Annotated in this window: 13 protein-coding genes; 7 read left to right on the top strand and 6 right to left on the bottom strand. The window is 73.3% G+C overall.

Features of this window, described 5'->3' with window-relative positions; all coding sequences use genetic code 11:
* Window positions 1–144 precede the first annotated feature (144 nt).
* Complete coding sequence (locus OG462_RS36800; RefSeq protein ID WP_406064600.1) at window positions 145–9,795, top strand: hypothetical protein; 9,651 nt, start codon at window positions 145–147, stop codon at window positions 9,793–9,795.
* Window positions 9,796–9,935: 140 nt separating this feature from the next.
* On the opposite strand, the gene OG462_RS36795 is transcribed toward OG462_RS36800, so the two are convergent.
* The gene (locus OG462_RS36795; protein ID WP_406064598.1) at window positions 9,936–10,217 is read right to left on the bottom strand and encodes a hypothetical protein; all 282 of its coding nucleotides are present in this window, start codon (window positions 10,215–10,217) and stop codon (window positions 9,936–9,938) included.
* A 250-nt stretch (window positions 10,218–10,467) separates the two neighbouring features.
* Here OG462_RS36795 and OG462_RS36790 point away from each other — a divergent pair, with 250 nt between their 5' ends.
* Entirely contained in the window at window positions 10,468–11,439 is a 972-nt protein-coding gene (locus tag OG462_RS36790) for an acetylxylan esterase (protein WP_406064596.1), read from the top strand.
* Window positions 11,440–11,602: 163 nt separating this feature from the next.
* On the opposite strand, the gene OG462_RS36785 is transcribed toward OG462_RS36790, so the two are convergent.
* On the bottom strand, window positions 11,603–12,775 hold the full coding sequence (locus OG462_RS36785) for a cytochrome P450 (RefSeq protein ID WP_406064594.1): 1,173 nt from the start codon (window positions 12,773–12,775) through the stop codon (window positions 11,603–11,605).
* Window positions 12,776–13,030: 255 nt separating this feature from the next.
* Here OG462_RS36785 and OG462_RS36780 point away from each other — a divergent pair, with 255 nt between their 5' ends.
* Together OG462_RS36780 and OG462_RS36775 are read left to right on the top strand one after the other, a co-directional pair.
* Window positions 13,031–14,257 (top strand): cytochrome P450, encoded by a 1,227-nt coding sequence (locus tag OG462_RS36780; RefSeq protein WP_406064593.1) that lies wholly within the window; start codon window positions 13,031–13,033, stop codon window positions 14,255–14,257.
* Between the two features lie 40 nt (window positions 14,258–14,297).
* On the top strand, window positions 14,298–15,062 hold the full coding sequence (locus tag OG462_RS36775; protein ID WP_406064591.1) for a class I SAM-dependent methyltransferase: 765 nt from the start codon (window positions 14,298–14,300) through the stop codon (window positions 15,060–15,062).
* A 55-nt stretch (window positions 15,063–15,117) separates the two neighbouring features.
* Here the strand turns inward: OG462_RS36775 and opcA are convergent, their stop codons facing one another.
* Together opcA and OG462_RS36765 are read right to left on the bottom strand one after the other, a co-directional pair.
* Window positions 15,118–16,029, bottom strand: a complete 912-nt coding sequence (gene opcA / locus OG462_RS36770) for a glucose-6-phosphate dehydrogenase assembly protein OpcA (protein ID WP_406064589.1) — start codon at window positions 16,027–16,029, stop codon at window positions 15,118–15,120.
* An 82-nt stretch (window positions 16,030–16,111) separates the two neighbouring features.
* Window positions 16,112–16,654: a DoxX family protein gene (locus OG462_RS36765; RefSeq protein ID WP_406066859.1), complete on the bottom strand. Its 543-nt coding sequence runs from the start codon at window positions 16,652–16,654 to the stop codon at window positions 16,112–16,114.
* A gap of 282 nt (window positions 16,655–16,936) precedes the next feature.
* Here OG462_RS36765 and OG462_RS36760 point away from each other — a divergent pair, with 282 nt between their 5' ends.
* The 3 genes from OG462_RS36760 to OG462_RS36750 all read left to right on the top strand — a co-directional run bounded on the left by OG462_RS36760 (window position 16,937) and on the right by OG462_RS36750 (window position 19,486).
* Entirely contained in the window at window positions 16,937–18,259 is a 1,323-nt protein-coding gene (locus OG462_RS36760) for a dipeptidase (RefSeq protein ID WP_406066858.1), read from the top strand.
* Between the two features lie 50 nt (window positions 18,260–18,309).
* Window positions 18,310–18,918 (top strand): HdeD family acid-resistance protein, encoded by a 609-nt coding sequence (locus OG462_RS36755; RefSeq protein WP_406064587.1) that lies wholly within the window; start codon window positions 18,310–18,312, stop codon window positions 18,916–18,918.
* Window positions 18,919–19,063: 145 nt separating this feature from the next.
* Window positions 19,064–19,486 carry a DUF350 domain-containing protein gene (locus OG462_RS36750; RefSeq protein WP_406064585.1) on the top strand — a complete coding sequence of 141 codons (423 nt, stop codon included), beginning with the start codon at window positions 19,064–19,066 and terminating at the stop codon, window positions 19,484–19,486.
* Between the two features lie 28 nt (window positions 19,487–19,514).
* Here the strand turns inward: OG462_RS36750 and OG462_RS36745 are convergent, their stop codons facing one another.
* The gene (locus OG462_RS36745) at window positions 19,515–19,937 is read right to left on the bottom strand and encodes a hypothetical protein (protein WP_406064583.1); all 423 of its coding nucleotides are present in this window, start codon (window positions 19,935–19,937) and stop codon (window positions 19,515–19,517) included.
* Between the two features lie 53 nt (window positions 19,938–19,990).
* Window positions 19,991–21,424 carry a WGR domain-containing protein gene (locus tag OG462_RS36740; RefSeq protein WP_406064581.1) on the bottom strand — a complete coding sequence of 478 codons (1,434 nt, stop codon included), beginning with the start codon at window positions 21,422–21,424 and terminating at the stop codon, window positions 19,991–19,993.
* Between the last annotated feature and the right edge of the window lie 2 nt (window positions 21,425–21,426).

The raw sequence follows: 21,426 nt of genomic DNA, 5'->3' as shown, positions 1-21,426 counted from the left end.
CCCCTTCCTCCCCCGTCGTCTTCCCCTCATGGCAGGAATCTGTCGCTTCGCGCCTTTCTGTTCGTATGCTGGACAACTCGTTCTCGCCAGTCCGCGACTGACCGCGGACCGGCGGCGTCCGGCACCGCAGGCAAAGGGACGTGCATGCTCGAACACTGGTATTTCTGCTCCTCTTTGGGCCTTCCCCCGCAGACGGCCGCGACCCAGCTGGAGCTCCTCACGGCGCTCGCCGAAGAGCCCGGGACGGACCGGTCCGAGGAGCTCGTCTCCTCGTCGATCGAGTCGCTCTCGCGCGCCGGAACGGCGACCGCGCTGTACGCGCTCCCCCATGTCCTGGCGGCCCAGCGCCGGTTCGCGGGAGTGACCGAGGTGAGCGCGCGGGCGTCCGCGCTCTACCGGGACATCGCCTCCGTGGCGCCGGAGGAGGTGCGGGCCCGGCTGGGCGCTGCGCTGCGGGCGGCCGGCGGTTCGGAGACGCCCAAGGCGCTGGCGGCCCTGGGTGACCTGCTGCGGGAGCTGCCCGAGGACGTGGCCGAGGCGGACCCCTCGATCCCGCCCTACCACGATCTGATCGAGCAGCTGGCTCCGACCGCGACCCTGGTCGTCGCGCGGTTCCTGGCCGGGCGGGACCCCCGGGCCGCGGGCGAACTCCTCGACGATCACCCCGCCTTGATCGACGAGGCGCTGGCGGGACGGCACGGCCGGTTCGCGCTGCTCCAGGCCGCCGAGGTGCGTGGCGCACTGCACCCGGACAGCACCGAAAAGATCCGGACAGCTCTCGCCACGGCATCGCGCGGCGCCTTCGACATGGAACCCGACCTGCTCGCGACAGCGGCGCGGGTCACGTTCCCGCTCGCCCGGGACGTCGGGCCGGAGGAGACCGCCCGTACCCTCGACGCCGTCGAGCGGGAGGCCCTGTCCGGCGAGGCCCTGCTCGGCTGGATCGAGGAGTGGCGGCGGGCGGGCGTGCTGCCGGCCCGCGGGGAGGACGACGCGCGCCGGGCGGCGTACCTGCGTCTCGGGGGCGTGGGCAACCTCGGCGTATCGGCCATGCCGTCGGTGCTCTGGGAGTCCGTCCTGTGGTCCCTGGCCGCCGGGCACGATCCCACGGGGACGACGAACCGGCTGGTCCGCTGGTGGCGTTCGCCCGAACCGCGATGGCGCGTCGGCAAGCCGTCCCAGTTCCCGGTCACTCTGCCCCACACCTCGTACGGGGATGTCGTCAGGCACGTCCACCGGCTGCTGACCCTGCGTCATCCGGCGGGCCAGTACCCGCTGCCGATGCTCACGGACGGACCGGCCGAGGGGACCGATCCGCAGGCGGCGGCGTGGCTGTGGTCGCCCTGGCTCCACCACCACACGCCTCGGATCCCGGCCAGGGCGGGCAAGCAGGGGGCCGCGGCGGCGGTGCCGGCTCCGACCCCGCACCTGCGGGACGACCAGCCGGAACAGCTCGTACGTCTCCTCGGTGCCGGCCTGCTCGCGGCGCGCCTGCTGACATACGTCCCGTCTGAGGACGACACGTCCCCGGGCACCCCCGACGGGGAGGGCGAGGAGGAGCGGAAGGCCGCCGGGAGCGCGGTCGGCGAGCGGGATCATCTCCTCCTCCTGGTCGTCCACCTACGGGACACCCTGCACCGCACGTTCGTCGACCTCATGGACACCGTCCACGGCGACCCGCGCAAGGCCGTTCCGTACGCCGGGCAGCTGACCTCCCTGCTGCTGCACGCCTCGGTGGCCGTCGACTGGATCGGCAAGGGCGCCCGCGTCGGCGTCCACCCGGCCGAGATCGTGCGGGTGGTGTCCGCGCCGCCGGGGCCCCCGGACTCCCCGCTCCCCGCCTGGGGCGCCCGTAACGTCGCTCTGCACTGGGTGCAGGAGGCGCTCGCGGGCGGCGCGGGCCCGCACAGGACCGAGGCGGGCGGCCGCTGGTTCTCCGGTGACGCGCCGCCCGCCGACGCCCTGCTCACGCTCATCCGGGAACAGGAGCGGAGCCCGTACACCTCCACCGCGGTACGGGCTGCGCGGCTCCACCGCGACCTGCACGCCCACTCCCGGCACGACGTCCTGCGCTGGGACTGGACCCCGGACGGCCCGCATTTCCCCGGCCTCTCACCCGCGCCGAGGCTCACGCTGGGCGTCCTGACGCTGAGCGGCCCCGGCGACCCGGGACGGGACTCCTTCTCGGTGGAGGAGTGGCGGGAGATGGCCCAGGGACTCACCGACCTCCTCAAGGTCGGGGACAAGCACGCCATCGTCCCGGTGGCGGTGCACACGCTGCGGCTCGCGGCGCTCCTCGGCCGGCCCGAGCTCGGCGACCAGGGCGCCTACCAGGACTGGGTGACGGAGTGGAGCGGCAGGGTCACCTCCCTCAACACGCCCACGCATCTGCCGCGCACCATCCGTTCCCGGATGTTCGACATGTTCCGCTCGGAGGTCGAGGGAGCGGGCTCCCAGGAGCGGCTGCGTACAGTCCTCGAACACGTCGTGGACGTCATCGTCGACCTGTGCGGCAACGCCCAGTTCTTCTACGACCGCCTGCTGGACGAGCTGACCTCCAGCGGGCTGCCGCCGGAGATGGCGAACCGGCTGCGGGTGCGGGTGCTCCGGGCGCTGTACCACCGGTGGGGCGGCAGGCCGACCGTCGCGTCGCACGAGAGTCCGTGGGGCACGTACCTCGGCCGGGTCTCCGGCCGGGGCACGGAGGCGGCGCTCGTCCGGTTCCTGCGGGCGACGGCCGCCGAGCAGCTCCAGGGCCAGGGGATCCCGCTGGCCCACGTCATGGACACGCTCTGGCACCGCACCCAGCGGCCGGCCGGCCCGCCGGCCGTGCGGGAGCCATCGGGCCGGGTGGCCGCCGACCCCCGGTTCGTGGTGGCCGCCACCCACGACCGGCGCGCCGGGGAGACCGTGGTCTACGCGCGCAACGAGAACGGCTCCGCCGGCGTCGACCTCTCCAGGCGCCCCTTCGTGCAGGACCTGTTCCGTCCCGCGCCCGACGCGGCGCATCCCGTGCCGTACCCGGCGCCGGGTTCGTACGTGCTCGGGATCGTGTGTTCCGCGCCGCTCGGCACCCAGGCGGGGGACCTCTGGGTCAACTGTGGACTCGAACGGCCCGTGCTGTGCCGGATCGAGCCGGGCGAGAAACGTCGGCACCTCGGGCAGACCGTGGCGGTCCGGTTCCCCCAGCCCGCCGACGAGGGGCAGCCGAACACCGAACGGCCTCGCCCGTACGTCGTCCCGCTCGCCCCGCTGCCGCCGCGGGACGGAGAGGTACGCGAGGCGTGGCTCCACCATACGGACCGCTTCCCCGGGCTGCGCCTCTTCGTGGACGGCATCCCCAGCGACACGTATCCCCGGGCCGCCACCGATCGGGCGGTCAAGGCCCGCAGCCGCTGGGACCCCGATCTCGCGCGCGCGTTCCGCGTCGAGGGCCCGCCCGGGCGCTCCCACGTCCTGGCCCGCTGGCACCAGCGGCTCGACGAGTGGGTCCCGCTCGACGCCGGCCTCCCCGAACTGGCGGTCGCGGCGGGCACGACCGCGCGCACCGCCACGGACACCGCCGCCGGGCCGCCCCAAGCGCTCACGACGACACCCGCCGGTGATCCCGGTCTGGGCGAGGCCACCCCCGTACGGCTCGTGCTCGCCGGGCCCGCCACCGAGCGGTCCGGCTTCGGAGCCGCCTGGCGGTTCGTCACCACACCCGGCAACTGCTACGTCCTCGGGCCCCCCGCCTGGGACACCGAGGACTGGCACCGGCTGGAGGAAGCGTGTCTGGCGGCGCCCGCCGGGCTCGTCGTACACGCCGAGTTCCGGCCCGGCGGGAGCCGGCTGAGCCTGGCCCCGAAGGATCCGTTCGACCTCGGCAACGTCCAGTGGCTGGGGGTCTTCGACCACACCGGCGGCGTACGGGACCACGGGGAGGACGACGAGCGGGCCGAGGAGGAGGGACTGGCGCGGGATCGCCACACGCACGAGGAGGCCCACCTGCGGACCGACACCGCGGGGCGGCCCGAATGGCAGATCGACGTCCCCGAGATCGACGGCTTCCCCCGCACGGTCAAGGCCCTCTTCACCGCGGCGGTGCCCCAGGCGCGGTCCGTCCTTTGCAGCGTGGAGTCCTGGGGCGACGCGGGGGCCCGGAAGCCCGAGGTGACGGTCCAGCCGTTCCCGGAGCACGGCATCCTGGAGCCGAAGCCGACCCCGGAGCAGTACGCCTGGTACGCGCGCGTGCCGAGGAACACGGTGGTCGAGCTGGGCTGGACCTCGCACAAGGCGTTCAACGCCTTCAACAGCGCCACCACCAAGGACGGGCTGCGCGGCCTGGTCGCCACGGATTCCCTCACCCTCACCGGCCTGTTCTCCGGGCCGACCCCGACCTCGCGCCGCTGGGCGGTGGTCCTCAGCGACTACGTGGCGGATCCGAAGGAGAGCCTGCTGCGTACCGCGCCGGCGCCGCTGCCCGCCGAGCGGCTGACGGACCACCGCGTCCCGGCGTGCGATCCGGCCCTGCTCGACCGCGCCCGACTCGGCGGAATCGTCGTGGCACAGATCAAGGAGGGCGGCCAGGTCACCCTGGTGCGGGTCTGGTTCGACCTCGGGACGTATGTGGCCGTGGCGGTTCTGCCGGTGACCTGCCTGAACATCGAGACCCCGCAGACCGGTGACCATCTGACCGGCGTACGGGGTCCCGGCGGCTGGCTGTTCGAGGTGCAGCGGCGCATGCTGCACCTGGAGGCCCTCTGGGAGCGTGTCCCGCAGCCGGGAACGGACTGGAAGCAGGTCGGGCAGGCGCGCGACGACGACGGCGCTCCCCTGGTCGTACTCCAGGATCCGCGGGGACCGCGGCTGGCCACCGAGCCCGCATCCGGTGAGCCGGAGGCGGGCGGCCGGGTCAGCGTGCGGCGCGGCAGCACCAAGCGGACCGGTGACTCGTTCCCGGTCGTGGTGCAGCACGAGGGCGCCCATCTGGTGGGCCACGCGGCCGGGATCGAGCTCGCGGACGCCTTCCGGCCCGCGCACCTCGAACAGACCGTGGTGGACGTGTGGGACGTCGGCCACGAGGTCACGGGCCTGCCCACCTGGGCTGCCGGGACCCGATTCGTCCGGGCTCGCCGGGAGTTCGAGCTCTCACCCGTCGGATCGGCACGCCGCCCCGCCGCCGCTCCGGTACGGCGGGTCCACGACCCGGTGGCGGAGTGGCACCGGCTCCTGGAGCAGCCCGGTCTCACGCTGACCGGGCAGCTGACCGACGACGGCGACCGCATGCTGCTGTCCACCTGCGCGGCTCCGGACGACCAGGGCGTCCACCGGCCCTGGCTGGAACTGCTCGACGAACCGCGCGCCTGGGTGGCCGGCCGGAACTATCCCACCGACCAGGTGCGGGCCGTCCCGGTGGAGCACGGGGCCGGCTACCGGGCCTCGTTCCTGAGGGCCGCGCCGCTCTCCGTCGTCGACTTCATGGCGGCGTTCGCCCCGTACGCGACGGCGGACGGGCGCCGCTGCGACTTCCGGGACCGGCGGCACACCAAGGGCAGGCCCCAGTACGTAGGGGTGGAGGAGAACGACTCCGGCACGGCCGCCCGCTTCGAGTTCGGGTTCGGTTGGTTCGTCGACGTGCCGGTCGAGGCGCTGCTCGTCGGTGGGGAGCCGCTCGACCCGGACGGCCTGACGCTCTTCCACGGCGACCAGATCGACGCGATGACGTTCACCGCCGACGAGACGGACGCGGTGCCCGGCGGGATCTCCGTCGCGATCGAGCTCACCGACATCGACAAGAACGCGGAGCGCCAGATCCACTGGGAGGCGACCACGGCGAGCATCGTGCACCTGCTCGACGTCACCGTCGACCGGGATCGCGGGCGGGTCACCGTGCACCGTGCCGTCACCCGCAGCCGGGGCCTCGGCCGTACCCGCGAGGACGACCACACCGAGGCACGCCCGGTGAGCGCCGTGATCGACCGGCGCGACCAAGATGCCCTGCTCGCGGGCCTCGACGCGGGCACGGAACGGCGACTGCTCCTGGGCCGCCTCATCCCCGAGACGACGGCGCGACGACAGCGGGCGCTTCGCTTCGCCACGGTCAGACCGTCGGCGGCGACGGGCGAGGGGGACGCGGGGCTCCACCGGGACGACCAGCTCTATCTGGAGGCCGGCCCCATCCAGGAGACCCGCAACGACCATCTGCTGCGTTTCGCGCTGCCCGCGGAACTGCGTCAGGAGGGCGAGCCGCTGACCGTGGTGGTGCCCCGGCGGGACTTCTCGCACCGCGAGAGCTGTCTGCGGCGCGCGGCCAAGACCGAGGGGCTCGGCGCCTACCAGGGGCGGGCCCGGATGCTCGTCCAGCTGGGCAACCACAACAGCGGCGGCCACACGAACCAGTGGCACGGCATGACGAAGTCGCCGCCCGCGCGGGGCATCGAGACCCTGCGCAGCTACCTCCGGCTGCGGCCCGAGGGCTGCTTCGGGGTCGTCGACGCCCATGCGGAGCGGATCGAACTCCGCCCCGGTGTGGTCTTCGACATCGCCGGGATGACGGGGGTGGACGGGATCGCGCCGGGCTCGGTGGTCCGGCTGACCCTGGCGGGACCGGACGGCGATGACGGGCCGGACGGGGTACGGGTCCACCAGGCCATCCCGGCGGACATCACGTATCTCGACGACGTGGCACGGCCCATGGTGGTGTTCCCCAAGGACAGTCTGAAGTATGCCGAGGACATCCGGGACGCGGACCGCATCGGGCGCTTCACCGTGGCGGGCCTGCCGGGGCTCAACGCCACGGCGCGGCCGAACCTCGGGGCGGGTCTGCTGCGTACCCCGCACCCCAAGATCGCGGGCGTGGTCCGCAGGGTGAAGCCGAACGGGAAGGTGCACCCCCAGCTGGTCCCGCCGGGCGAACTGCGCGCCGGGACACTCGCGTTCGACGCCGAGGACGCGCCGGGCGGGGTCCGGGTGGTGCCGGTCGGCGGTGCCGCGAACGGGCCGACGGGTGCGACGGATACGTCGAACACTTCGAGTACGACGAGTACATCGAGCTCGTCGGGCCCGCCGGACGTCGTCGCCGACGGGCCGGCGGACAGCGCGACGGGCGGCACGACCACCGGCCGACACCCCGTCCCCTGGGCCCAGTTGTCCTTCCTCGACGCGCCCGCGCAGCAGCTCGCGACGGCCTGCGAGAACTGGGGCTGGCACTATCACGACTCCCGGACCAGGACCTGGCCGGAGAACGGGGACGCGCCGGTCGCGCACTACCTGGCGGCGGTCGCCCGGTCCGTCGACGAGCCCGTGTTCTTCTCGGCGCGCGGAGGCGGCTGGACCCTACGTCACGAGCCGTCGGCCCTGCGCCAGTACGGTTTCCCCGCCACCGAGCTCCTGGAGGAGACCTTCCAGGATCTGCCCGGCGCCCGGCGCACCCACTGGGCCGTTGCCCGGGCGCACGAGGGCAGCGTCTGGCTGGAGCTCACGCCGGGCCGGGTCGCCGAGGTCCGCGGCGAGCTGGTCCGGTTCACCGACGGGCACTCGCTCGCCGGCCTCGACTGGTCCCGGTTCGCGCCGGGAGACCTGCTGTACGGGCATGTCGAGGGCGGCGTGAACGAGTGCGGGCACCTTGTCCTCGACGACTGGCGGCCGGGGCTGCGCGGTTCCCTGCCCGCCGACCGCCCCTACCGCGTCCTGCTGTCGGTGTCGCATGCCGACGAGGAGCGCGGCGCCCTGTACCTGGGCGAGGGCGAGGCGTCCCTGCCGTATCCGGCGGAGCGCGATCTGATCGCACGTCATCCCGCCGGGAGCGCCGTCTGGCTGGACGAGGCCAACGAGCTGACGGCTGCGTCCGACCGGTCTCCCTCGCGGGGCGATGTCGTGCTTCTCACCGCGGACCCGGCGGGCGGCGGGCTTCGGATCGCGGGACTGCCGGGGGCCGGGGTCGAACTCGCCGAGGTCTCCGAGCAGTCGAGGAACCGCTGGCTCCGTTCCCAGTGGCTGCGCGACGATCTGGCGGCCGCCGCCGGCCGGGGCAGCACCGTGCTGCGGGCGCTCGGCGCCCTGCCGGTCACCGTGGAGTCCGTCGTGGCGGCGGAGCAGGGAGGCGGTCGGGTGGTCACCGTGTCCCGGCGTCACCAGCGCGCCGGATTCTGGCCGGACGGGACGATCCTGGCCCGCCCGGTCGCGGATCTGGGCGGCGGGCATCTCGTGATGCGGGCCGGAGCGGCGCTCGTCCGCACGCATGTGAACGACCTGCTCCCCGGACTGCCCACGGAGGCCGCGGAGGCGACGGCGGCGACCCTCGTCGCGGACCGGAGGTTGCTGCGACTGCACTGGGACAGGGGGCATCGGAAGCTCACCAGCGGTCTGCCGACCGTCCGGAGCGCGCAGGGCGAGACGGTCGTCCGCGCGCTGCTCGCGGTGAACGGACCGGACGGCACCTGCCTCGGTGTCCTGTGCCGGGACGAGCGGAGCCAGGCACTGTGCTGGCTCCCGGCGAGGGACGCGGCCTGGACCGGCGGCGTGCCCGGCGAGCTGCTCGTCGCGCATCTGAGGGCCGCGCGCCGGCTCACCGTCGCACGTCGCGGTGGCAGTGCGGTCAGCCTCGTCCACCATCCGCTGGTCGCGCGCGAGTACGAGAACCTGGCCGCGGGCCAGTTGGCCCGCGTGGGCGTCGTGGGCGTCGTGGGTGAGACCGCCGCGGCGGCGAAGCGGGCACGTGCCCTGCTGGTGTCCGTCGGGTCCCTGGGCGTCCTGGCGCTCTACACGTCCGGCGTCGGCACGCACCGGCCGGGCGAGAGCATGATGGCCGAGGTGTCCCGGCTCGAAGAGGTGGCCGGACGCGGCACCGTCCAGTTCGTGGAGCCCGGCTCCCGCCGCACGGTCGTGGACCTGCCGGACTGGCTCTGCCGCAGCCTCGGCAGACTGTGGCTCCCCACGTTCGCCTCGCCCGCGGAACCCGTCACCGGCCTGGTACCGGACGATTTCGCCCAGTACCGGGCCGCGTACCAGGCCGGGATCGAGGGCAAGCCGCTCGCGACGGGGAACTCCGCGGGGAAGGTGCTCCGCGCGCTCGGCGCGCTGGAGGCGCCCTCCGGCCGGAACGACGCGGAGGCGAAGGAGACGGCCGCGGCGGCGGTCGCCGACTGGATCCGTTCGCCGCTCGGCCGGACGGTGGTCCTCCAGGAGGACGCCCCTGCCGACCTGGCGCCGGTGCTCGCGGTCTGCCGGATCGGCGCCCTGCTGACCCGGCAGGAGTCCGGGCTGCCGCACGGCTGGGTGGCCTACCTCCTGGCGCGGGTGGGTGAGCGGGCGGTGAGTTCGCTGCACACGGAGGCACTCGTCACCGAGTGGCTGACCAGGCCGGAGCGGCACCTCCTCGCAGGTGACTGGCGCCGGCTCAGGTCGGTGTCGATGGCCCGGTATCTGCGGCCCGGCCAGGTGACGTCGGTGGAGGGCTTCGCGCGTGCCGTGACGGGACGTCCGACCCTTCTGGAGCAGGGCGAGGCGGGGAAGGTGGCGCGCGGGCTGCTCGCGTCGGTCGGCCGGCTCTCCTCGGCCGAGCGCCTCCAGGAGGACGCTCCGCTGATGACCCGCCTCGCGCGGCTGGGCCTGAGTCTGAGCCCCGCGCCCCGCCGTGCGGTTCCGGAATGGCTGCCGCTGACCGCGCAGGACCGTGAGGTGGAGAAGGTGTTCTCCCAGGTCATCCGGTTCCCGCTGACCTTGATGCCGGCGTACGTCCCGCTGTCCGCCGAGGGCGAGCGGTACGGGGCCGCCCTGCTGAGGGGGGCGGAGGGCCTGCGGGCGGGCGAGTGAGGGACGGCCTCGATCGGACGGGGCCCGGGAGGCGGCGCATGCCCCTCCCGGGCCCCGCCCGTCGGGGCGGCGCACGCCTCTCCCGGGCCCGTCCGTCGGGGCGGCGCACGCCCTCCCGGGGCCCGTCCGGAAGGCCGGGTTCAGTCGCCGGTGACGTCCAGGAGTCTGCGGGTACGGGCGCTCGCCCCGCTGAGCACGAGCGGGATGCCGAGGCTCGCGCACATGCGGTCGACGCGGGCGAGAGCGCTGAGGGTGGCCGGGGTGGGGTCGGCGGTCGGAACGGCGACGACCACCCGGTTCGGCCGGTGCGTCTGGACCAGGGCCTGGATCTGGAGGGCGACGGCGGCCCGGTTGGTGACGTCCAGGTCGCGGTGGAGCGTCACGTGCAGCACATGGTGACGTACGACGTGGTCGATGAGCATGGTGTCCCTCCGCGCAGGACGACGAAGGCCCACAACTGGACACGCTGTGGGCGGTTCGTCCGAGGATGCCACGGGGACGGGCCCGGTGCCCTTCTCGTGACGTCGACGGCGCGGAGTGTCCGGCCGGGCCGCTGGAAATTCACGTATATGAATCCCGGCGGCCCGAGGACTAGGGTGGGTCAGGCCGGGTGAACCGGTCGAGATCTCGAACGTGACCCTCTCTCACCAGGCTACTCACCAGGCGGTGTTCATGACCCAGTTCGACCTGCCCCTCGACCAACTCCGCACGTACCGGAGCGCGTCCGTGGAGCCCGAGGACTTCGACGCCTTCTGGGCGAAGACCCTGGGCGGGGCCCGCGAGCACGAGCTGGACGCGCGCTTCGAGCCCGTTCCGACGGGGCTCTCCACGGTGGAGGCGTTCGACGTGACCTTCGCCGGCTTCGACGGGCACCCGGTCAAGGGCTGGTTCGTCCTGCCCGCCGGCACGACCCAACCGCTCCCGGTCGTGGTGGAGTTCCTCGGATACGGCGGTGGGCGCGGCCTTCCGCACACCCATCTGCTCTGGGCCTCCGCCGGGTTCGCGCACTTCGTGATGGACACGCGTGGCCAGGGCAGCGGCTGGGCCACCGGTGACACCCCCGACCCGGTGGGCAGCGCGCCCTCGTTCCCCGGCTTCATGACGCGGGGCGTCGAGGATCCGTACGCCTACTACTACCGGCGGCTCTTCACCGACGCGGTCCGCGCCGTGGAGGCGGCCCGTTCGCATCCTCTGGTGGACGCGGGCCGCACGGCGGTGACCGGCGTCAGCCAGGGCGGCGGGATCACGCTCGCCGTGGCGGGGCTCGTACGGAACCTGGTGGCGGTGGCGGCGGACGTGCCGTTCCTGTGCGACTTCCCGCGCGCGACGACGATCACGGACCGGCCGCCGTACCGCGAGATAGGCAACTACCTCAAGACGCATCGTGGCCGGGTGCGCCAGGTCCAGGACACGCTCGGCTACTTCGACGGGGTCCACTTCGCGGCCCGCGCCACGGCCCCGGCCCTCTTCTCGACGGCCCTGGAGGACCTGACGTGCCCGCCGTCGACGGTGTTCGCGGCCTTCAACGCGTACGCCGGGGACGAGAAGGCGATCGAGGTGTACGACTTCAACGACCACGAGGGCGGCGGTGCCTTCCAGCAGGCGGCCCAACTCCGCTGGCTGCCGGGGAAGCTGCGCGGCTGAGGGCGGGATCCGGCCCCTCCCCCGTCGGGGGCGTGGTGCGCATGGGCCGGAGCCCGAGCCGTGCAGCGGGCTCGGGCTCCGGCGAGGTGCACGGGTGTCGTGCACAGGCGTGGTACCCGCCTCCCGGGCGGGCCGCACGCTCACTGGTTTCAGTGCCAGTACTTCATGGTCGTACCTCCTCCCCCGTGTCTGGACGCAGGGTGACCTCGAAGCGGTCGAGACCGCGAAGGGTCAGATTGCGCCGGTGGTCCGGTTCCGCGACTGCCCGTGCGTCGGGATAGTCCTTGGCCAGGGCCCCGAGGACCGATCCGGTGAGACGGATCGCCATGGACGCGCCCAGACAGGCATGGGCCCCGCGGCCGAACCCGAGGTGCGGGTTCGGGGCGCGGTCGAGTCGCAGCTCAGTGGGGTGGGGGAAGCGGAGCGGGTCGTGGTTGGCCGCGCCCAGGAAGAGCGTGACCGGATCACCCGCCTTCATCGCGACGCCACCCAGTTCGGTGTCGGCGACGCAGACCCGGGCGTCCGCCTGGACCGGTGCGTCGTACCGGATGAGTTCGTCCACGGCCGTGGCCGGGGTCGCCCGGAACGCTTCGAGCGCGCCGGGGGTGGTGAGCAGAGCGGCCGCCGCGTTGCCAAGGAGCCGGGAGGCGGATTCGTAGCCGGCGTGGAGGACGGCGCGCAGACTGTTCCGCAGAACCGTTTCTGCCACGCCGCTGTCCGCCGGGTGTTCGGCGACGTACGCGATGAGGCCTTCCTTGGGCGGGTCTGCCAGCCACCCGCCCGCGTACTCCGCGAGGCGGGCACGCGCGGCGACGGCCGGCTCGTGCTTCTCGGGCCACAGCCCGGCGTCCATGCCGTCGACGACGGTGCGGGACATGGGCACGAACCAGTCGAGCTCGGGGGCCGGGACTCCGAGGAACGCGGTCACGAAGCGGAGGGCCACCGGCTCGGCGAGCTCTCCGACGAAGTCGAAGGACGGGCGCCGGGCCAACCCGGCGAGCAGATCGTCGATCTGCCCCTCCAGGCCGTCGTGCAGCGCCTGGCGGTCCTGCGCCCGGAAGCCGTCGAGCAGCAGGTGCCGGATGGCGGTGTGCTCCGGCGGGTCGAGGGTCTGCACGCTGAGGAGCGGGGCGGGGATGTCCTCGCCGGCACGCCGCCAGTCGGAGGCGAAACGGTTGCTGTCGGTGAGTACGTCGAGGCAGTCGGCATGCCGGGTGAGCACCCAGGAACCGAGCAGTTCGTGCCAGAAGAGGGGGGAGGTCTCACGCATCCGGGCGTACGACGGGTACGGGTTCCGCAGGATCGACGGACGGGCCAGATCCAGAATCGGGTCCACGGCTGCCGCTTGCTCCACGAAACGTCTCCCCCTGCGCATAGGGCCTGGTTGAGGCCTTGGCTGCTACCGAGTCGAGCGGGACGAGGCACCGGTCACCGGTAGGTGGAGCGCCTCGCTGATCTTGTCACCGACAGTTCGCCGGTCCTTCGCCGTACATCATCCGAGCCGAGCGCCGGTGACGCTACCACGCAACTGGGGTGGCTGGTATGACTACTTGCCAGAGATCTTTCACAAAACGTCGGGGAGTTACGGAAGATGACCGGTCAAGAGCAGACAATCGTTCACGATGTCCCGGTAAACGTCGCTCAACAGCCCAACCCCTACCCGCTCTTCGAGCGCATCCGCGAGCACGGCGTCGTGCAGCGCGTACGGCTGAATCCCACTCTTGAAGTCTGGATGGTCACCGGTTACGACGAGGCGGTGGCCGCGCTCACCGACCCCCGGCTCAGCAGTAGTCCCGTCGGGGTGAACGGACTCGAGGAGGAGATGGCCCATCAGGAGCGCACCAACGTCCTGATGGCCAGCATGCTCGTCGCCAACGGTGAGGACCACACCCGCCTGCGCAACCTCGTCTCGAAGGCCTTCACGGCCCGGCGGGTGGAGCAGCTCGCACCCCGCGTCCAGGCGCACACCGACGCCTTCCTCGACGCCGTCGCGGCACGCGGAACCGCCGACCTGGTCTCCGAGTTCGCCCTGCCGCTGCCCATGGCCGTGCTCAGCGAGCTCATCGGCATCCCGGCCGAGGGGCAGCCGGACTTCGCCCGGCTCGCGGTCGGCCTGATCATGCCGCCCAACACCCCGGAGCGACTGGCCAAAGGCGCCCGGGCGCGCGCCGAACTCACCGAGTTCTTCGAGCCGTTGATAGCCGAGCGCAAGAAGGACCCGAAGGACGATCTGCTGAGCGCGCTGTGTGCCGCGCAGGCGGAGGAGCGGATCAGCGACCGCGAGCTCACGGCCATGACGATCCTGCTCACGCTCGCCGGGCACGAGACGACGGCGAGCCTCATCGCCAACGGCGTCCACGCCCTCCTGCGCCACCCCGACCAGTTCGCCGCGCTGCGCGACGACCCCTCGATGCTGCCGGGCGCGATCGAGGAACTCCTGCGCTACGAGGGCCCGGTGAGCCGTGGCGTCGCGCGCTTCACCACCGACGCGTACGAGATCGGCGGGGTCACCGTCCCGCCGGGCGAGATGATCATCATCGGGCTTGCCGCCGCCAACCGCGACCCGGCCCGCTACGACCGCCCCGACATCCTCGACGTGGCACGCCGCGAGGTGCCGCAACAGCTCGCTTTCGGCCACGGTGTGCACTTCTGCCTGGGGGCGCCACTGGCCCGCGCCGAGGCGAGGATCGCCATCGGCACGTTGCTGCGCCGCTTCCCCGACCTGCGGCTCACCGACCCGGACGCGGACCTGAGCCGGCGCGAGGGCATCCTGCGCGGCATGGCGACACTGCCCGTGACCTTCACGCCCGAGGCCTGATCCGCCGCCCGACGACGGAGAGACGAACGGAGACAGACGGATGACACCGGCCTCCGGCACCGCGGAGTTCGACACGATCGCCCCCGGGTACGACGCCTCGCGCGGGGGCACGGCCCGGGCGGCCGGCTTCGCCGAGCAGCTCGCGCCGCTGCTCGACCCCGCCCGTCCGGTCCTCGACATCGGCGTGGGCACGGGCATCGTGGCGGCCGAACTGACGGCGCGCGGGCACGTGGTGTACGGGCTCGACCTGTCGACCGGGATGCTCGCCCGGGCCCTGGACCGGCTCGGCCCGCGGGTGGCGGTCGCGGACGCCTGCCGCCTTCCGGTTCGGACCGCTTCGGTGGGCCAGGCCGTGTCCACCTGGCTGCTGCACACCGGGGCCGACCACGGCCGGGTCTTCGACGAGGTCGCCCGGGTCCTGCGCCCGGGCGGCCGCTATCTGGTGATCCCGGCCGGGGGCACGCGTCCCACGGACGACATCGGGGTCGTGGTGGGCGACTTGGAGGACCGGCTCGACCCGGGCCGGACCCGTCAGGACGGGCCCCGGATCCTCGCGCCGATCGCCGAGGCACGGGGGCTCGTCTACCGGGGCACGGCCTCCGAACGCCCCACGACCTTCCGGGTGTCGCCCCGCGCGATGGCCCGGTCCCTGTCGGGCGGCCTCTTCACCGGCGCGTGGTCGGTCACGGGCGAGGCCACCCGGCTGGTGGCCGAGACACAGGAGCGGCTCCTCGCCCTCCCGGACCCGGACACCCCCCGCGTACGGGAGATGGCCGACTTCGTCATGGTGTTCGAGAAACCATGAGGCGGGGCAGCGCCAGGTCAGGCGCGGCCTGCTCCGCTCGGGGCCGGGCGCCGGGTCAGGCGCGGCCCCGCAGGGCTGCCGCGTAGGCCTCGTCGGGGTCGAGGCGGCGCAGTTCCTCGGCGATCAGCTCGGCCGTCGTCCGGACCTTCAGGGCGAGGACCCGGCTGGGCTGACCGGGGATGGCGAGCCGGGCGACCGGGCCCTCGGGGCGGTCGATGCGGATCTCGCCACCCTCGGTGCCCATGCGGACGGCGGTGACGACGGGCCCGTCGGTGACGACCCGGTCGACGGGGACGCCGAGCCGGACCTCGAACCAGCGGGCGAGGAGTTCGGCGCTCGGGTTCTCCGCCTCGCTCTCGACGGCGGCCGAGGTCACGGTCACCGTGGCCTGGTCGAGCGCGGCGGCCAGCATCGAGCGCCACGGGGTGAGCCGGGTCCAGGCGAGGTCCGTGTCGCCGGGGGCGTACGAGGCGGCCCGGGCTTCGAGGGCGGCGAGGGGGTCCTCGACCGCGTACATGTCGGTGATACGACGCTGGGCGAGTGAGCCCAGCGGGTCACGGGACGGCACCTCGGGGGCGTCGACGGGCCACCAGACGACGACGGGCGCGTCCGGCAGGAGCAGCGGCAGGACCACGGAGTCGGCGCGGGCGCCGAGTTCGCCGTGGAGCCGGAGCAGGACCGTCTCGCCCGAACCGGCGTCGCTGCCGAGGCGGACCTCGGCGTCCAGTCGGGTCCCGTGGCGTTCGCGGGGCGAGCGGGCATGGCGCTTGATGACCACCAGGGTGCGGGAGGGGTGTTCCCGGGAGGCGTCGTTGGCGGCCTTGACCGCGTCGTAGGCGTTCTCCTCGTCGGTGACGACGACAAGGGTGAGCACGGCGCCGGCGGCGGGTGTGCCGACGGCCCTGCGGCCTTCCAGGATCGCCTTGTTGATCTTGCTGGAGTTGGTGTCCGTCAGATCGATCTTCATGCGCGGCGACCGTCCCTTCCTCTGCGGCGAGCCTAACCCTCCCGCGCGGCGGTCGCGTACGGACCCCCGCCGCGGGACGGTGTCACGCGGACTCCGGCTCCTCCGAAGCGGCCTCGGCGGCGGCCTGCTCGTCGGCACGGCGGTTGACCACGGCCGCGGCGGCGATCGCGGTGCCGATGAAGGCGGTGGCCACCACCCAGGGCCGGTCGAGGACGTGGTCCGTGGCGTGGTCGAGGGAGTACCGGCCGGCGCCGGTGACCCCGATGGCCGCGGCGACGAAGCCGAGGAACGCCGGGTACTCGTAGCCACCGCCCTGGGCGAAGAAACCTGCCGGGGCGTGGACGGCGACGGCGCCGGCCATGGCCCCTGCGGCCGCGGCTCCGGCGGCCGGGGTGGCGAGGCCGAGGGCGAGCAGGGCGCCGCCGCCCGCCTCGCCGAGCCCGGCGGCGACGGCGCTCTCCCGGCCGGGGTGGAAGCCCATGGCCTCCATCGCCTTGGTGGTGCCGTCGATGCCGCCTCCGCCGAACCAGCCGAAGAGCTTCTGGGTGCCGTGCGCGGCGAGTACGGCTCCGGTGCCGACCCGCAGCACGAGGAGCCCGAGGTCGCGTCGGTTGAGGTGGCCCATGTGGTTCTCCAGGTGCGGGGAGGTGGAGGGGCGGACACGTACGCAGTCCACTGTCGTCGCCGTCACCGGCTCCCGCCGCCCGGGACCTCGGGCGAATACTCCGTTCGAGTCATGTTTTGCGGCACTTGTTCACCGGTGCTTGGGTGAGAGGGCTGTCGCCGTCCCGGGGGAGCCTCGCCCCCGCGGCGGCCCGAGGGAAGTGGGTACGCCTTGACCGCCGAGTCCACCGAGTCCGACGCGTCCACCGAGACCGCAGCCCTGCGGGAGAAGGTCCGGGCGCTGATGCCCCGGGCGAAGGAGGACCTCACCGAGCTGGTGGCGATGCGGTCGGTCGCCGACGCACGCCAGTTCCCTCCCGAGGAGTGCGCGAAGGCGGCCGACTTCCTCGTACGGGCCTTCACCGAGGCCGGACTCCATGACATGCGGCGGGTGACGACCCCGGACGGCACGGACGCGGTCGTAGGGCACGCGCCGGGCCCCGAAGGGGCGCCCACCGTGCTCCTGTACTGCCACTACGACGTCCAGCCGCCGTTGGACGACGCGGCATGGGAGACCCCGCCCTTCGAGCTCACCGAGCGCGACGGGCGCTGGTTCGGGCGCGGCGCGGCCGACTGCAAGGGCAACATCGCCATGCACCTCACGGCCCTCCGTGCGCTCGGCGGTCCGGACGGCCGGGGCTTCCCGGTGAACATCAAGTTCGTGGCGGAGGGTTCGGAGGAGCAGGGCACGGCCGGACTCGAGCAACTGGTTCCGCTCCAGCCCGGACTCTTCGCCGCCGACACCCTGTTGATCTGCGACACCGGCAACTTCGCGCGCGGCCTGCCCACCACGACCACATCACTGCGCGGACTCGCCGATGTCGTCGTCACCGTCTCCACCCTCGAGGGCGCGATGCACTCCGGCATGTTCGGCGGCCCCGCGCCCGACGCGCTGGCCGCGCTCGTCCGGATCCTCGACAGCCTCCGCGACGAACACGGCAACACCGCAGTCAAGGGCTTGCCCGGCGACGGCGTCTGGGACGGGGTGGACTACCCGGCCGAGCAGTTCCGCGCCGACGTGGGCGCCCTCGACGGGGTGTCCCTCGTCGGTACGGGCTCGGTCGCCGACGCGTTGTGGGCCCGGCCCGCGGTCACCGTGCTCGGCATCGACTGCCCGCCGGTGGTGGGCTCCTCGGCCGCCGTGCAGGCGAGAGTACGCGCCCGGGTCAGCCTGCGGATCCCGCCCGGGATCGACGCCGACGACGCCCTGCGCGCCCTCACCGACCATCTGACCGCGGCCGCCCCGTGGGGTGCCCGGGTGGAGGTGGAGCCGGAGAGCGCCGGCCAGCCCTTCCGGGCGCGTACCGACGGCCCCGCCTACCGGGCCCTGGCGACGGCGCTCCGCGAGGCGTACGGGAAGGACATGGTCCAGTCGGGTCAGGGCGGTTCGATCCCGCTGTGCAACGTGCTCGCCACCCACTTCCCCGAGGCGGAGATCGCCCTGATCGGTGTCGAGGAGCCCGGCTGCCTCATCCACGCGCCCAACGAGAGCGTGGACCCCTCCGAGATCGAGCACATGGCGCTGGCCGAGGCCCTCTTCCTCAGCACCTACGCGACCCCGCTCTGACCCCCTTCCCCTCCCCTCCCCTTCCGTCCCCTCCGTCGAAGGAATCCTCCATGACACAGACTCAGGGCCGCCCGCCCCAGCAGGACCACGACATACCTCCCGGCCCCCTGGGCGCGCTCGCGGGCGCCGCCTGGCAGGCGCTGCTCGTCGCCGGACTCGCGGCGCTGGTCCTCGGCGTCCTCGTCCTGGTGTGGCCGGGCGCCTCGCTGTTCGTGGCCGGTGTGCTCTTCGGCCTCTTCCTGTTGTTCAGCGGTGTGATGCAACTGGTCGCCGCCTTCGGCACGCACACCACGACCGCGCTGCGCGTCATGGCCTTCATCAGCGGCGCCCTCTCGATCCTGCTCGGTCTGCTCTGCTTCCGGGGCGCGACGCAGTCGATTCTGCTGCTCGCGCTCTGGATCGGCATCGGCTGGCTCTTCCGCGGCATCATGGAGACCATCGCTGCGGCCTCCGACCCCGCGATGCCGGCGCGCGGCTGGCACATCTTCCTCGGCATCGTCAACGCGCTCGCCGGTGTGGTCCTCATCGTCTCCCCGCTGGAGTCGGCGGCGGTGCTGATGGTCCTGGGAGGCATCTGGCTCATCGCCGTCGGCGCGGTCGAGATCGTCACGGCCTTCCGGGTGCGCTCGCGCGCCAAGACCCTGCCGCCGGGGGCCTGACGGCGTCCGCGCCGCCCTCGCCCGACCGCTCGCCGTCCGCCCGATTCCCGGGCGGGCGGCGAGCGCTGTTGACGCGTGCGCTACATTTTGCCGGTCCTTGACCACCGATCCCCCGTGATCGTGACTTCCCGGAGACCGGCACACCATGAGCGACATCGTCAACGGCCTCGGCCGGGCCGGCGCCTACGGCGCCCTCGGCGTGGTCCTGCTGATCCTCGGCATAGTCCTCGTGGACGTCCTGACCCCCGGGAAGCTCCGGCGGCAGATCTGGGAGGACCGCAACCGCAACGCCTCGATCCTGCTGAGCTCGGCGCTCCTCGGTATCGGCGGCATCGTCTTCACCTCGATCTGGACGACGTACGAGAACTTCGGCAAGGGCCTCGTCTCGACGGCCGCGTTCGGTCTTCTCGGCCTGGTGATGATGGCCGTGGCGTTCCTGGTCGTGGACCTGGTCACGCCGGGCAAGCTGGGCGCCACCCTGGTCGACCCCGAACCGCACCCTGCGGTCTGGGTGACCGCCTCCTGCAACATCGCGGTCTCGGCGATCGTCTCGGCCTCCATCGCCTGACACCGGTCCAGCCGGCCGCGGCGGACACTCAGCCGCTCATCGGCTCCACCTCCAGGAAGCGGCGTCCGCGCGGCCCCTTGTACAGCAGGGCCTCCCAGCCGAGCCGCGCCAGGGCGGGGACGCACGCGCCGAGGGCCGTCACCTCCTCCTGGGCGACGCCCGAGCCCGCCGGGCCCAGCCACTCGACCACTGCCGTGTCCGGCCGGTCCCCCGTCCGGACCCGGTATCCGGTGGCGATCCGCGCTCCGGAGGCGTCCACCGACGAGGGCAGGAGACCGCCCGACTCCAGGGCGAGCGCCACCGCGCGGACCGGCTGCCGGCGCTCCCAGTCGGCCGGCCCGGCCTTCGGGTCACCTCCGTCCTGGCGATGGGTCAGCCGTCTGATCTGGAGCAGCCCGTCGAGGGCGGCCCGGACCTCCCTCGACCGCTGCTCGACGTCCGCCGGAGGCACCGGCGGGCCGTCCCCCGTGGCCGCCTCGAACGTGCCACCCCCCTGGCCCGCTGTCACTGCAGCCGCCGGATGTCACCGCGGACCCGGTAGAAGCCTCCCGCGGCCGAGTGCAGGGCATCGACCACGTACCGCGCGCCGGGTTCCCGGATCGCGCGCGGGAACTGCACGTTCCACCCGGAGTCGTAGCCCTGGGAGACGACCCGTACCCGCGTCCTGCCCGACTCGTTCACGCACTCCACGACCACCGAACCCGCCGGGGCCGCGCTGACGGTGGTCACGGCGGTGACGGTCGTCGCCGGCTCGTACACCGGCATGGCCGCGGCGAGCTTGATGTCCCGGGCGACCGGCACCGTACCCCCCTGGGCGGCCTCGATCGCCGCCTCGCTCGCGTCCACGCACACCAGCGAACCGTCCGTGGTCACCAGGTAGAGGCGCTCGTCGCGGTACTGCATGGAGAGCGCCGAGCCCCCTCCCGTACCGAGCTTCCACAGCCGGGTGCCGTCCTCCGCGAAGCAGTAGACGGAGGAGGCCGAGTCGGCCGCGAAGACGAACCGGCCGCCGGGCGAGGTCGCGCAGGAGTACACCGGGCTGTCGCAGGCGTAGACCGCCTCGACGCGCCCGTCCTTCTTCGCGAGCCGCTGGACCTTCTTGCGGGCCGTGCCCGCGTAGACGGCGGTGTCCTCCTGCCAGCCGAAGAGCACCCCGCCCTCGGTGGCCGTGTGCCACAGCTCGCCGCCGCCGTCCGGCGCGTGGGCGGCGACGCCCCGCGTGTCGCCGTAGTAGACGGCGTCCCCGTCGGCACGGACCATCCAGGCGTGCTCACCCTGGCCGCCGCGCGCCCACTGGTGCTCGTCCTCGTGGTCGATGACGGTGAGCCGGCCCGAGCGGTCGGCGACGTGGAGAACGCCCTCGTGGATGTCGAGCCAGAAGATGTCGACGTCGGTGGCGATGTCGTACGCGGCGAAGGGCAGCTTCGACGACAGGTCGTACACCTTGCCGTCGTCACAGCCCGCGTAGATCCAGAAGTCGTCGGCGACCAGGCACTTGACCCCGTCGGGCAGGCTGAACCGGGCCTGCACCTCGCCGGAGCGGTCGAGCGTGAAGACGTCCCCCGCCTGGTTGCCGACCCAGCAGCGCTCCTCGTCGACGTGGATGCCGAAGGCCGCCGACCCCGTCCGGAAACGCCAGAGCACGGGGGCCACGGCGCGCGCGGTGGAGGGCGCGGAGGTCACCGCACGGCGCGTCACGGCGCGGGCAGCTCGCTGTCCCCGCACAGCGGGGGCGTATCCCTTGCGGACCTTCTCCCCTATCTTCCTCGCCGCGGCGGCCTGCGCCTTCGCCTGCGTCGGGAACGTGGAGCGCTGCGTCTGGCCCGCCGCGCCGATCCGGCCGTAACGGACCGACACCGTGAGGTCGTCGACGGTCACCTCGTAGAACTTGTGGGCAGCGCCGTCGTCCTGCGACAGCTCCAGGTAGGTCGTCGTCATGG

It is taken from the genome of Streptomyces sp. NBC_01077, assembly GCF_045162855.1.
Taxonomy (GTDB): Bacteria; Actinomycetota; Actinomycetes; order Streptomycetales; family Streptomycetaceae; genus Streptomyces.
The sequence above is the reverse complement of the archived record's forward strand: the minus strand, read 5'-3'. Positions and strand labels throughout refer to the sequence as shown.